12 protein-coding genes are annotated in these 12,645 nt (G+C 67.4%); 4 read left to right on the top strand and 8 right to left on the bottom strand.

Annotated elements, in window-relative coordinates; all coding sequences use genetic code 11:
• A partial coding sequence (locus BLIN9172_RS18235; protein ID WP_180956960.1) for a hypothetical protein occupies positions 1-502 on the top strand: 502 nt, incomplete at its 5' end.
• A gap of 157 nt (positions 503-659) precedes the next feature.
• Here the strand turns inward: BLIN9172_RS18235 and BLIN9172_RS16115 are convergent.
• Positions 660-1,475 carry a DUF8083 family protein gene (locus tag BLIN9172_RS16115; RefSeq protein WP_101555960.1) on the bottom strand — a complete coding sequence of 272 codons (816 nt, stop codon included), beginning with the start codon at positions 1,473-1,475 and terminating at the stop codon, positions 660-662.
• Between the two features lie 127 nt (positions 1,476-1,602).
• On the opposite strand from BLIN9172_RS16115, the gene BLIN9172_RS16110 reads away from it, so the two are divergent.
• A complete protein-coding gene (locus BLIN9172_RS16110; RefSeq protein ID WP_101555959.1) occupies positions 1,603-1,812 on the top strand; it encodes a DUF3073 domain-containing protein in 210 nt (69 codons plus the stop codon).
• Positions 1,813-2,076: 264 nt separating this feature from the next.
• Here BLIN9172_RS16110 and purM read toward each other — a convergent pair whose 3' ends face one another.
• Genes purM through BLIN9172_RS16095 form a run of 3 tightly spaced genes read right to left on the bottom strand, consistent with a single transcriptional unit; the run spans position 2,077 to position 5,181 of the window.
• Complete coding sequence (gene purM, locus BLIN9172_RS16105; RefSeq protein WP_101555958.1) at positions 2,077-3,174, bottom strand: phosphoribosylformylglycinamidine cyclo-ligase; 1,098 nt, start codon at positions 3,172-3,174, stop codon at positions 2,077-2,079.
• A 1-nt stretch (position 3,175) separates the two neighbouring features.
• Positions 3,176-4,657 carry an amidophosphoribosyltransferase gene (purF, locus tag BLIN9172_RS16100; protein ID WP_101555957.1) on the bottom strand — a complete coding sequence of 494 codons (1,482 nt, stop codon included), beginning with the start codon at positions 4,655-4,657 and terminating at the stop codon, positions 3,176-3,178.
• A 44-nt stretch (positions 4,658-4,701) separates the two neighbouring features.
• A complete protein-coding gene (locus BLIN9172_RS16095) occupies positions 4,702-5,181 on the bottom strand; it encodes a hypothetical protein (RefSeq protein WP_180956984.1) in 480 nt (159 codons plus the stop codon).
• A gap of 189 nt (positions 5,182-5,370) precedes the next feature.
• On the opposite strand from BLIN9172_RS16095, the gene BLIN9172_RS16090 reads away from it, so the two are divergent.
• Positions 5,371-6,348, top strand: coding sequence for a universal stress protein (locus BLIN9172_RS16090; RefSeq protein ID WP_101555956.1), 978 nt, complete (start codon positions 5,371-5,373; stop codon positions 6,346-6,348).
• 12 nt (positions 6,349-6,360) lie between these two features.
• On the opposite strand, the gene BLIN9172_RS16085 is transcribed toward BLIN9172_RS16090, so the two are convergent.
• The 4 genes from BLIN9172_RS16085 to BLIN9172_RS16070 are packed head-to-tail and all read right to left on the bottom strand — an operon-like array spanning position 6,361 to position 10,247.
• Complete coding sequence (locus BLIN9172_RS16085; RefSeq protein ID WP_101555955.1) at positions 6,361-7,257, bottom strand: EamA family transporter; 897 nt, start codon at positions 7,255-7,257, stop codon at positions 6,361-6,363.
• A 25-nt stretch (positions 7,258-7,282) separates the two neighbouring features.
• Positions 7,283-8,725, bottom strand: a complete 1,443-nt coding sequence (locus BLIN9172_RS16080) for an aldehyde dehydrogenase family protein (RefSeq protein WP_101555954.1) — start codon at positions 8,723-8,725, stop codon at positions 7,283-7,285.
• 2 nt (positions 8,726-8,727) lie between these two features.
• A complete protein-coding gene (locus BLIN9172_RS16075; RefSeq protein WP_101555953.1) occupies positions 8,728-9,123 on the bottom strand; it encodes a sterol carrier family protein in 396 nt (131 codons plus the stop codon).
• Positions 9,123-10,247 carry an asparaginase gene (locus tag BLIN9172_RS16070; RefSeq protein WP_101555952.1) on the bottom strand — a complete coding sequence of 375 codons (1,125 nt, stop codon included), beginning with the start codon at positions 10,245-10,247 and terminating at the stop codon, positions 9,123-9,125. The genes BLIN9172_RS16075 and BLIN9172_RS16070 overlap by 1 nt, the downstream gene beginning before the upstream one ends.
• A gap of 33 nt (positions 10,248-10,280) precedes the next feature.
• Between BLIN9172_RS16070 and purD the strand changes: the two genes are divergently transcribed.
• Entirely contained in the window at positions 10,281-12,521 is a 2,241-nt protein-coding gene (gene purD / locus BLIN9172_RS16065; protein ID WP_101555951.1) for a phosphoribosylamine--glycine ligase, read from the top strand.
• Positions 12,522-12,645: the final 124 nt, after the last annotated feature.

Genomic DNA, 12,645 nt, shown 5'->3' with positions numbered 1-12,645 from the left:
GGAAGCCGCCGTGCATACTCCCTCAAACGGCACACCGATCCCGCGCACTGAGGTCGAAGCGATCGCACGTGAGTATGCTCAACGCCGCCGAGTTCAGGCCGCGTTGAACCAACCACTTCCCGATCAGCACAGGTTTGCCGGCGAACCCTTTCCAGAAGCCGCCGATGCAGTGCCAGACCGTGTTGTGATTGCCGCGGGCAATCCACAGCTCTATGTCCACGCTGTCGGACTCGGAGTACCGAAATCCCTGGTCGGGACCTATCAGTCAGTGGTCACCGAGGACGCTTACACCTTGTTCGACCCGACCACTGGTGAGGAAGCGGTGTATTTTCCGCTGCCAATTCGCACCGCTGAAACAGTCAGGCGGTATCCGTTGTGGAGAGTCGTTGGAGCCAGAATGCGTGGAGCTACGAAGACGTGGCTGACGAAACAGCATGACTATCTGCTCAAGCATTTCCCATCCGAGGCACCAGCTGACCGGACCGTCACGATATGTCACTGAAGAAAAGACAACCCCGCCCAGAGTGTCTGCAACCTAGTGAGTCAGGTTGTCAGCACGCTGGTGAGCGAGGTTGTCAGCAAGGTAATGAGTGAGGTTGTCAGCAAGGTCGCGAGTTTCCACACGAGGTTGCTGGGCCGCCGTCGGGTAGTAAGAGGGGTCAGGAGCTGCGGGCGTAGAGGTTGAGCTGCTCCCAGCCGGCCGCATACTTCTGGAAGGCGGCGACCGCGGACTCGGAATCGTTGTTGCTCAGTGCCGTGACCCACGAGTCGACGAGTTCGGCGGCTTCGCTCGGCCACAGCACATCCGACATCCCGCCGAGGTCGAGCTCGAGGATCGAGTTCATATCGAAGGTGTCGATCCACTCGGCCAGAACCGAGGTCTGCTCGACCATATCGACGACCTTCGAGGTGTCCGCAATCGTCTCCGAGGCCCATTCCATCCGCGCCGAGGCGGCCAGGATATCCGTACGGATGAGCACCCGCAGGCCCTCGTCGGTCTCCTCGGTGATGATCTGATCCTCGGTCAGGGAGAAGAACAGCCACCACGACGGCGGCACGTCCCAGGCAGAGACGCGGGTGAAGATCCGCGTGTCCTTGGCATCCTGCAGCCACTCCGCACGACGGCTGGCAGCACGCCGGCGAGCAGACTTCGGAGCGACGATGTCCAAGGTCGCCTTCGAGGTGTGCTCGGCCAGCGAATCGAGCGCCTCCCACCCCCGGATGTCCTCCTGAGCAGGGCAGAAACGGTCGACCCCGTCCGCGGTCTGAGACGCCGGAAGGAAGATCGGAGTGCGCCGAAACGAATCAGCCACGGGCGACGGGGGCAGAGAGATCAAGCGCTTGTCAGCGTCGTGAGAAATCTGCTCCTCGATGCGTGACCGGTTGTCCTCCACCTGCCTGTCTTGCAATTCGGAATGCACCACAAGAGGTTCGAAGATCCGCAGGGTGACGACATAATCGCGACGGTAAGCCATGGGTTCAGCCTATCCAAGGTCCACTCACAAAATGGAACTTCCCAGTATGAACAGGTAGGATTTAAGCGCATAGCAGAGATCTAGTCCGGGGCAATCGGTCCCATCGACGACGGAGGGGGTCACGCCAGTGGGTCGCGGCCGCGCAAAGGCAAAGCAGATCAAGGTAGCTCGGAAGCTGAAGTACTACAGCCCGGATACCGACCTTAATAGACTCCAGCAGGAGCTGGGCGCCGACGCGAGCAAGTCCGGTCCGTCCGATCCGTACGACGATGAACCCGACTACTCGGATTACGCCGACAAGTACAATGTCGACGATGACGACGAGGACGAGGACTGAACTCGGATGAGTCCAGCCGCGCACGGCTGATCTGACACGCACAGAGGGCGGGGACTTCGGTCCCCGCCCTCTGTCGTACGCCCGGGCATCCCTCGCCGAGGCGGCCGTGCCCTCACGCGCATCACGCACCGTTACGTGCAATTTCTCCGCCTACCTGGCCATCACGCACCGCAAGCAGCACACCCCCGTGCAGGAACACGAGGGTGTGAGAGTTTCGGTGAGGGAAGCCGCGCAGCAAGGTGCGGGGCACGGCGACCGCGGCCCTTACTGCAGGATCGCAGCACCCCCGTCGACGCCTTTGGCGCCCTGCACATAGTAGGGATCGGTCGCCAGAGATCCGTCATCGGCGGCGACGTCGCCGAGCACCCAGGCTCCGGGGCTCGCGGCGAGGACACCGTCGGCGGATGCTGCGTCGACGACGAGGACCATGCCGACGCCGAGGTTCCAGGTGCGTTCACGGTCGCCCTGCGGCACTCCGCCGAGCTCGCCGAGCACGGAGAACACGGCCGGGATCTCCCATGAGGCCCGCGATATCCTCGCGACCAGACCCTGCGGAAGCACCCTGGCCACATTGGCCGACAGTCCCCCGCCGGTGACGTGCGAGACCGAATGGACGGCATCGGGCAGTGCGTCGAAGAGAGCGGCGAGTTCGCCGGTGTAGACATGGGTGGGAACGAGCAGCTCCTCACCGAGGGTGCGGCCGAACTCCGGGACCTGCCTGTCCAGGCCCCATCCCGCCTCGGCGATGATATGGCGGACCAGGGAGTATCCGTTGGAGTGGATGCCCGAAGACGGCAGACCGATGAGCACGTCCCCGGCGCGGACCTTCTCGGGCCCGAGCAGCTTCGAGGCTTCGACGACTCCGGTGGCGGCACCGGCGACATCATACTCATCGGCCCCGAGCAGACCCGGGTGTTCGGCGGTCTCCCCACCGACCAGTGCGACACCGGCCGAGGCGCAGGCGTCAGCGATTCCGCGCACGATATCGGCGATGCGTTCGGCCACGACCTTGCCGCAGGCGATGTAGTCGGTCATGAACAGAGGCCGGGCACCGCAGACGATGATGTCGTCGACAACCATGCCGACGAGGTCGTAGCCGATGGTGTCGTGCTTATCCATGGCCTGCGCGATGGCGACCTTCGTGCCGACGCCATCGGTTGACGAGGCGAGCAGCGGACGTTCGAAGTCCTTGAGCACGGAGACGTCGAAGAGTCCGGCGAATCCGCCCATCCCGCCGACGACCGAGGAGTTGTGGGTGGCCGAGACCGCGGCCTTCATGAGTTCGACGGCGCGGTCTCCCGCCTCGACGTCGACGCCTGCGGCGGCATAGGTGGTGGACTTCGGGTTCGCGTCGGAACTCAACTCAGCATCCTTTGTCGGCGGGGGTGTCGTTGACGGGAATCGGGTATTCGCCCGAGAAGCAGGCGGTGCACAGCTGGCTGCGCTCCTGCTGGGTGGCGGCGATCATGCCGTCCAGAGAGATATAGCCCAGAGAATCCGCGCCGAGGTTCTCGCAGATCTCATTCGTCGTCAGTCCGTTGGCGATGAGTTCGGCACGGGTGGCGAAGTCGATTCCGTAGAAGCACGGCCACTTCACCGGCGGGGAGGAGATGCGCACATGGACCTCTGCCGCTCCGGCCTCCCGCAGCATCCGCACCAGCGCCCGCTGTGTGTTGCCGCGCACGATCGAATCGTCGACGACGATGAGGCGCCTGCCCTCGATGTTCTCCCGGATCGGGTTGAGCTTGAGGCGGATGCCCAGCTGTCGCAGGGTCTGCGAGGGCTGGATGAAGGTGCGGCCGACATAGGCGTTCTTCATCAGCCCCTGACCGAACGGGATGCCCGAGGCTTCGGCATAGCCGACGGCCGCCGGGGTGCCGGATTCTGGGGTGGCGATGACGAGGTCGGCGTCGACCGGGTACTCCTCGGCCAGCTGCCGGCCCATCTGGGTGCGCGCGGCATGGACGTTCTTGCCGTTGAGCTTGCTGTCGGGACGCGCGAGGTAGACGTATTCGAAGACGCAGCGAGCTTGGCTCGGTTCGGCGAAGCGGTGCGAACGCAGACCGTCTTCGTCGATGGCGATGAGCTCACCGGGTTCGATGTCGCGGACGAACTTAGCACCGACGATGTCGAGTGCCGCGGTCTCCGAGGCCACGACCCAGCCGTTCTCCAGCCGGCCCAGCGACAGGGGTCGGACCCCGTGCCGGTCACGCGCGGCGTAGAGGGTGTGCTCGTCCATGTAGACCAGCGAGAACGCGCCTTCGACATGCGGCAGCAGACTCAGCGCCGCCTCGGTGAGGTTCTCTCCGTCTTCGGTCGCGAAGAGCTCGGTGACCAGGGAGGTGTCATTCGAGGAATCACGGAAGGGCCGGGTGCGGGCCGACTTCTTCGTGGCCTCCTCGACGACCTTCGTCGCGTGGTCGCGGCGGGCATCGGCCATGGCTTCGAGGGCGTCGAAGTTCGTCAGATTGCCGTTGTGGGCCAGCGCCACGGTGCCGAATGGGGTCGGCCCCAGGGTGGGCTGAGCGTTCTCGAACGACGGTGATCCGGTCGTCGAATACCGGGTGTGGCCGACGGCGATATGGCCCTGCAGGAGCTCGAGATCGCGTTCGTGGAACACCTGGGAGACCAGGCCCATGTCGCGGTAGATGAGGATCTGCTTGCCGTTGCTGGCAGCGATTCCCGCGGACTCCTGTCCGCGGTGCTGCAGGGCGTAGAGCCCGAAGTATGTGAGTTTGGCGGTTTCCTCGCCGGGGGCCCAGACTCCGAACACACCGCATTCGTCCTGCGGTCCGCGGTCCTGGGGGTCGATTTCGTGCGTCAGCTGCCCGTCTCCTCTTGCCACGAGTGAAATTGTCTCATACCCGCAGCTGCGCTCTGACCCGGTGCTCAGACTGTGGAACCGGGGGCCGAATCCCGTCCGGTTCCCACATCGTCCTCGTCGTCGGCTGCGGGCTGAGCATGCGTATCGTCTGCGGGCGCGGACTCCGTGTTCGCCGAGGCGGCCGCACCTTCGTCGGCACCGGCATCGGGGACCTCCCCGCGGGCTTCGGCGATGCGACGGCGCGCGATCTCCTTCGGGTCGTCGACCATGTCGATCTGCGCACCGACCCGGAACTCCTTCGACTTCTTCCGTCCCCGCCAGTCGAGGATGAGCGCGACGAGCCCACCGAGGAACAGTCCGCCGATCCCGAGGACGAGCAGCAGCAGGCCCAGTCCCTTGGCCACCGTGTAGCCCATCGGCATATCGTCCGGGTCGACGAAGACCGCGAGGATTCCAGCAAGCACGATGCCGAGCACCGCGCCGATGCCCATGAACACCGGGTACTTTGGGCTGCGACGGACGGAGACGTCGATCTGATCCTTCATGATCTCCTTGGACACGTGGCCTTGAGGCCGATGAAACGCCGGGATGGCCCCGGAACAACAGGTCGCGAACAGTCTAGTCGAGTCAGCTCGATGTTCCTCCCAGGCAGTCTCAGGCCAGTTCCCATAAACTGGACACAACTAAACTGGACTCACCCAGATTGACGGTCACTGAAGATAGAGGTTTGCGATATGTCCCACACGATCATCGTCGGCATCGACGGTTCCGACAACGCCGAATGCGCCCTGCAGTGGGCGATCACACACGCACAGAAGACCTCCGCAGAGATCCGCATCGTCTCCGCCTACACCGTCCCCGGCGTCAATATGAGCCAGGCCGATATCGTCTACCCCGCCGACTTCGACAGCGCCGTGAAGAAGACCGTCGAAGACATCGCCGAGGCGGCCGCCGCCACCGTCACGAAGGCCGGCGTTCCCGTGTCGACGACGATCGTGCCCGGTGACGCCTCCGGAGTGATGGTCGAGCATTCGAAGAACGCCGCCCTCGCCGTCGTCGGGGCGCGCGGTCGCGGCGGGTTCGCCGGTCGCCTCCTCGGGTCCGTGGCCCTGGCGATGCCCGCGCACTCGCAGTGCCCCACCGTCGTCGTCCCGAGCACCTGGCCCACCCGGGTCATGCCCACGACTCCCCTGCCCGTCGATGATCCCGTCCGCACGACGGATGATCCTGCCGCCGAGGCGGCGACCGGTTCACGCCCCGACTTCTCCGGGGAGGTCGTCGCCGCCGTCGATCCCTTCGAAACCGACACCCCGGTGCTGCGCGCAGCGGCCTCGCAGGCCACGATCTACGGTGTTCCGCTGCGCCTCGTCGGGGTCACCGCCACGCACATCCTCTCGCCGGAGTGGATGCCCAGCGAAGAGCATCTCATCCGGATGTACGACGAAGCGGCGAAGGCCTTCACCGCCGCAGCCGATTCGCTCACGACCGATTTCCCCGACCTCGAGGTGCGGTACTCGATCTTCGATGCTCCCGCCACCGAGGTGCTCGTGTCCGCCACGTACACCGCCGATCTCATGGTCATCGGCTCCCGTGGCCGCGGCGGCTTCATCTCCACCATCCTCGGGTCGACGTCGCAGGGCGTGCTCTCGCACACCGTGTGTCCGGTGCGGGTGGTGCGGGTCAACCGCCGTCAGCCCGGCCGTCGCCGCTGAGCCGCAGCCCCGTCAGCCGAGTGCGATGAGCCCGATGCCTGCGACCACGACGAGGGCACCGACGAGTTTGAGCAGCACGTCCCTCTCCCCGAAGAACCACCAGGCCAGCAGGGTGCCGACGATGATCGAGGTCTCTCGGACGGGAGCCACGAGCGCCACCGGCGCCTGCTGCATCGCGTAGAGGACGAGCACATACGCCAGGGGCGAGAGGATCGCCACGGCCACGAGTGCCCGCTTGTGGTTCCTCAGGATCTCACGCAGGTCCGCACGCCGGTCCCGACCTCCGGGCAGGGTGAACGCTCCCGCGGTCATGATCACTCCGACACAGGCTTCGGAGACGGCGAAGTACAGCAGCGGGGAGTCGCTGACATGGTTGACCGCGAAGTCGTCCCAGAGCGTGTACGAGGCGATGAACGCCCCGATCAGCCCACCCCACGCCAGGCCGCGCCGCAGACCGTCGCTGGTGGTGGGACCGTCCCCGCCACCGCGGGGGCGGATCGTGACGACAGCGATTCCGGCGATGACGGTGAAGGCTCCGAGCCCCTCGGCGAGGGTGGGACGCTCACCCAGGAGGGCCACGGCGATGATGATCGTCACGACCGGCCCGGTGCCGCGCGCCGTCGGATAGACGACGCCCAGCGGCGCGTGGTCGTAGCCGGACTGCAGAGCCACCGAGTAGGCGATGTGGAACACCGCGCTCAGTGCCGCCGCGCCGACCAGCCCCCAGTTCAGCGGCTGCGCGCCGGTGGCGATGATGACGGCCGCGACCGGGGCGAGCAGGATCGCCGAGAGCCCGTGGTAGCCGAGCACGAAGGCAAAGCCCTTGCCGGTGACGGACTTCGCGGCGAGGTTCCACACGGCGTGGGCGATCGCGGCGATGAGGACGAGCCCGAGGACGGGGAAGGTCACCTCAGCACCGGCCTCGTCGGCACTGTCACAGCTTGATGGCGACGGTCTTCGTCTGCGTGTATTCGTCGAGGGCTTCGATGGACTTCTCGCGCCCGTAGCCGGACTTCTTGAACCCGCCGAAGGGCAGTTCGACTCCCCCGCCGGCACCGTAGGTGTTGACGAAGATCTGACCGGCGTCGACCTCGGCGGCCAGCCGGTGGGCACGGGAGATGTTCTGCGTCCACAGAGCCGTGACCAGCCCGTAGTCGGTGCCGTTGGCCAGGGCCACGGCTTCATCGTCGTCGGCGAACGGCAGGGTCACGACGACGGGACCGAAGACCTCCTCCTGGGCGATCCGCGACTGCGGGTCGACGGAGTCGACGATGGTGGGGGTGATGAACGCCCCGGCGGCGAGGTCGTCGGCCAGGCCGTCGGGCCGGGTGCCGCCGGTGACGATCTGCCCGGAATCGACCTCGGAGAGGAACCCGCCCACCCGATCGTGCTGCTTGGCCGAGATCAGGGGGCCGAGCATCGGGTCGTCGAGGCCGTAGCCGATGGTCACGGCTGCCATGGCCGCGGCCATCTTCTCGACCACCTCGGCGTGGATGTCGCGGTGGACGATGAGCCGGGAGCCGGCCGAGCAGGTCTGCCCGGCGTTCTGGATGATCGAGCGCACGAGCGACGGAACGGCCGCATCGACATCGGCATCGGGGAAGACGATGTTCGCGGACTTCCCACCGAGTTCGAGGACCGTGGGCACGACCCTCTCGGCGGCGGCGTGGGCGATGGCCGAACCGGTCTGCGTCGACCCGACGAAGCCCAGATGTGCCACCCCGGGGTGGGCGCTCAACGCCGCTCCCGCCTCGGCGCCGAGTCCGGTGACGACGTTGAAGGCTCCGGCCGGGAAGCCGACGGAGTGGATGAGTTCGGCCAGTCGCACGGTCGACCGCGGGGTCTCATCCGCGGGTTTGGCCACGGCGCAGTTGCCGGTGGCCAGCGAGGTGGCGGCGGCGCGGCCGATGAGCTGGAGCGGATAGTTCCAGGCCACGATGTGGCCGGTGACGCCGAAGGGCTCCCGCCGCGTGTAGACGTGCATGTCCTCGGCCAGCGGGATCGCGTGACCGTAGTAGGACTCGATGGTGTGGCCGTAGAACTCGAAGTAGCGGGCGCACACGTCGACGTCGGCATAGGCCTGGGTCAGCGGTTTGCCCGTGTCCTCGGATTCGATGCGGGCCAGATCGTCGCGGTTGGCGGTGATGACGGCCGCGGTGGCGATGAGCAGACGGGAGCGCTGTTCGGGGCTCGAGCGCTTCCATTCCTGCTGCGCCTTCGCCGCCACCCGCACGGCTCGGTCGACCTCGTCGGCTCCGGCGCGGGCGATGTCGCCGAGCTGGCCGCCGGTCGCCGGGTCGATATTCGCGTAGGTGAGCAGGGACGGCACATGCCGCCCGCCGATGAACGACGTCGTCTGTGTGATCTGTGCGCTCATGCTCAGGCCTCGAGTTCTGCGGTGGTGAAGAGGGGCAGGAAGTCGCCGAGGTCGGCTCGGGTTCCCGAGGCGTCGATGTCTCCGGCGGCGAGCGCGGTGGCGAAGTCGGTGCGTCCGGTGGCCAGGCTCAGCCACACCTCGGCGGAGGTTTCGACGACGTTCGGCGGGGTGCCGCGGGTGTGCCGGGGTCCGGCGATGCACTGCGTGACCCCGAAGGGCGGGACCCGGACCTCGACGCTGTTGCCTTCGGCGCGGGAGGCGAGTTCCTCGAGGGTGAAACGCACGGCGGTGGCGGTGGTCGACCGGTCGGCCGGGGCCGCATCGAGCCTCGCCTGAGTCAGCCACAACTCGAGTGCGCTGCGCCCCTGATCGGGGTCGATCCTTCTGCGAATCGCCATCAGTCCCTCTTCCTCTCACCGATTGTGGCAATATCTTCCCCGAGCTCCAGGCGTCCGACAACGTCCGTCCGCCCCTCGGAATCCGTGCCCCCGGTGACCGTGTCCGTGATCGCCGCGATCACGGAGTCGACCGTGTCGTCCTCCGGCGCCGAGGCGGCTCCCGGCCCGGCAGCGAACGCTCCGGCCCGCTGGAGCAGGGTCAGCGCCACGAGCCCGGTCGCCCGCGAGGACCCGTCGAGGCATTTCACCGCCACCGAATACCCGGTTCGGGTGGCCATGACGATGACGCCTTCGGCCCCGCCCTTGGCGAAGACGCCGAGCCGGTCGATGACGGTCGAGTTCGGTCGGCCGTGGCCCTCGATCGCCCACGGGTCGGCGAAGACCGCCTCGGTGAGGGTGCGCGCCTCGTCCTCATACGCGGCCCATGCCTCTGTTGACGCCTCGGCGGCGCCGTCGGTGCTGCCCATCCGGACGATGCGGCCGACCGCGCGGGCCAGTCCGGTGAGGCTGAGCGCGAACACGGGAGCCCCGCAGCCGTCGATGCCGACCGCGGACGGGTGCTCGGAGGCGAAGGCGGCGACCACCTCGGCGACCTTCTGCTGCACGGGATGGTCCGGGGACAGGTAGCTGGAGGTGTCGGCACCGATGGCACGGGCGGCGGCGAGGAACGCCGCGTGTTTGCCGGAGCAGTTGAAGTACAGAGGCGAGCACGGGTCGGTGTCCGCATCTGAACGAGCCCGTGCACGCTCCTGCAGTTCGCGGCGGAAGGCTCCGTCGGCGGGATGGGCGGACGGGCACTGCAGGTCGGACACGCTCAGCCCGGCGGCCGCGAGCATCGATTCGACGACCTCGACGTGCCCGGCCTCGGACTTGTGCGAGGCGGTCGCCAGGGCCGCGGCAGGACCTGTCAGCTGCGCGCCGAGGCTCATCGCGGCGATCGCCTGCAGCGGTTTGAGACTGGAACGGGTGAACACGGCTGCCTCCGGGGCGCCGAGACTGATCAGCGGTGATCCGTCCGGGGCCAGGACCACGGCGGACCCGATGTGTCGGGATTCGATGAACCCGGAGCGCTCGACGACTGCGAGCTCGGCGGCTTGGGCGGGAGTGAAAGTCGAGAGGGTCACGCACTCAAGCCTACGACCCTTTAGGCTGGTGGCGTGAAGGTTCTTGTCATCGGTTCGGGCGCCCGTGAACACGCCCTCGTCCTTGCTCTCTCGCGCGACCCGCAGGTCGACGCCGTCATCGCCGCTCCCGGCAATCCCGGGATCGCGCAGATCGCCCACACCGAGGCCGTCGACGCCTCGGATGCCGCCGCCGTGACCGCGCTGGCCGAGACCCTCGACGTCGACCTCGTCGTCATCGGGCCCGAAGCCCCGCTGGTCGCCGGTGTTGCGGATGCTCTGCGCGAAGCCTCCTTCCCCGTGTTCGGCCCCAGCGCGGACGCCGCACACCTCGAAGGCTCCAAGGCGTTCGCGAAGGAGGTCATGGAGTCCGCGAACGTGCCGACTGCCCGCACCGTCGTCGCCTATTCGACCGATGAGGCCGCCGCCGCGCTGCGCGAATTCGGTGCCCCGCACGTGGTCAAGGCCGATGGCCTGGCCGCCGGCAAGGGAGTCGTCGTCACCGATGACCTCGATGCCGCGCTGGCGCATGCGAGCTCCTGCCTCGAGGTCTCCGATCGCGTCGTCATCGAGGACTACCTCGACGGCCCCGAGGTGTCCCTGTTCGTCCTCTGCGACGGCACGACCACCGTCCCCCTGGCCCCGGCGCAGGACTTCAAACGCATCGGCGACGGCGACACCGGCCCGAACACGGGCGGAATGGGCGCATATTCGCCGTTGCCATGGTTGCCCGCCGGCACGGTCGAGGAGATCGTCGACACCGTCGCCCAACCCGTCGTCGATGAGATGGCCCGCCGCGGCACCCCGTTCACCGGTCTGCTCTACTGCGGTCTGGCGCTGACGTCGAAAGGCCTGCGCGTCATCGAGTTCAACGTCCGCTTCGGCGATCCGGAGACGCAGTCCGTGCTCGCCCGGCTGGCCAGCCCCCTGGGGCAGACGCTGCTCGCCGCCGCCGAGGGGCGCCTCAACGAGGTCGCGGCCCTCGAATGGGATCAGCGCTCCTCGGTGACCGTGGTCATGGCCGCCGAGAACTACCCGGCCACGCCGAGCACCGGGGACATCATCCGCGGGCTCGACACCGCCGCGGCCCTGCCCGACGTCAGCGTCCTGCACGCGGGCACGAAGCTCGCGACCGGCCCCAGCGGCGGATTCGCCCCCGAGGACGCCGTGATCACGAAGGACATCGCCGAGACCGGTGACATCGTCACCTCCGGCGGCCGTGTGCTCTCCGTCGTCTCCCTCGGTGACGACCTCGACGATGCCCGCGCGAGGGCCTATGCCGCGGTCGACGAGATCGCATGGGACGGCGAGCAGCATCGCACCGATATCGCCGAGGCAGCCGCCGCCGGGCGCATCGAGCTCGCTTCCGGCTACGCCGCCCCCGCCCCGGTCGCCCCGGTGCTGCCGGGCTGGAAGCATGTGTATTCGGGGAAGGTCCGCGACCTCTACATTCCCGCCGACGCCGCCGATGCCGCGAGCGCCGAGCAGCTGCTCATGGTCGCCTCGGACCGCATCTCCGCCTACGACTGGGTGCTCGATTCGGAGATCCCGGACAAGGGCAAGGTGCTCACCGGCCTGAGCCTGTGGTGGTTCGATCAGCTCGCCGATGTCATCGGCAACCATGTCATCAGCTCGGATGTGCCGGCCGCCGTGGCCGGGCGCGGGCTGATCGTGCAGAATCTCTCCATGTTCCCCGTCGAGTGCGTCGCCCGCGGCTACCTCACCGGTTCGGGAATGTCCGACTACCGGGCCACCGGGTCCGTGTGCGGCATCCAACTGCCGGCCGGGCTCGTCGAGGCCGACCGCCTCGAGCCCCCGATCTTCACTCCGGCGACGAAGGCCGAGCTCGGAGACCACGATGAGAACGTCAGCTTCTCCGCCGTCGCCGAGACCGTCGGGACGGAGACGGCGGAGAAGCTGCGCGATCTGACCGTGGAGATCTACCAGCGTGCCGAGCAGATCGCTCGGGAACGCGGGATCATCCTGGCCGATACGAAGTTCGAGTTCGGAGCCCTGTCCGATGGCACGATCGTCCTCGGCGACGAGGTGCTCACCCCTGACTCCTCTCGCTTCTGGGACGCCGCGGGCTATGAGGCCGGCAAGACTCAGTCGAGCTTCGACAAGCAGTTCGTCCGCGACTGGCTGACCGACGAATCCGGGTGGGACAAGGCGTCGGACACTCCTCCCCCGGCACTGCCCGCCGAGGTGGTCGAGAAGACCCGCGCCCGCTATATCGAGGCCTTCGAGAAGCTCACCGGGGAGACGTTCCCCGCCTGAGACCCTGCGCGCCCCAGAGCGCCGGCACGTGAGCCGCGGGGCACCGACGCACAGTCGGTGCCCCGCGGCTTCGTCGTTCCCAGAGACTCCCCGGCCACCTCGCGCCCGCTGTCGCCGACAGCCG

The sequence above is a fragment of the Brevibacterium linens ATCC 9172 genome (genome assembly GCF_900169165.1).
Lineage (GTDB): Bacteria > Actinomycetota > Actinomycetes > Actinomycetales > Brevibacteriaceae > Brevibacterium > Brevibacterium linens.
This window is presented reverse-complemented; position numbering and strand designations above follow the sequence as displayed.

Excerpts from the sequence above, each read along its gene's own strand:
- BLIN9172_RS16075 (WP_101555953.1), bottom strand. The coding sequence starts at position 9,123 with ATGGCGATTCGCAGAAGGATCGACCCCGATCAGGGGCGCAGCGCACTC.
- BLIN9172_RS16095 (WP_180956984.1), bottom strand. The coding sequence starts at position 5,181 with ATGAAGGATCAGATCGACGTCTCCGTCCGTCGCAGCCCAAAGTACCCG.
- BLIN9172_RS16115 (WP_101555960.1), bottom strand. The coding sequence starts at position 1,475 with ATGGCTTACCGTCGCGATTATGTCGTCACCCTGCGGATCTTCGAACCT.
- BLIN9172_RS16090 (WP_101555956.1), top strand. The coding sequence starts at position 5,371 with ATGTCCCACACGATCATCGTCGGCATCGACGGTTCCGACAACGCCGAA.
- BLIN9172_RS16080 (WP_101555954.1), bottom strand. The coding sequence starts at position 8,725 with ATGAGCGCACAGATCACACAGACGACGTCGTTCATCGGCGGGCGGCAT.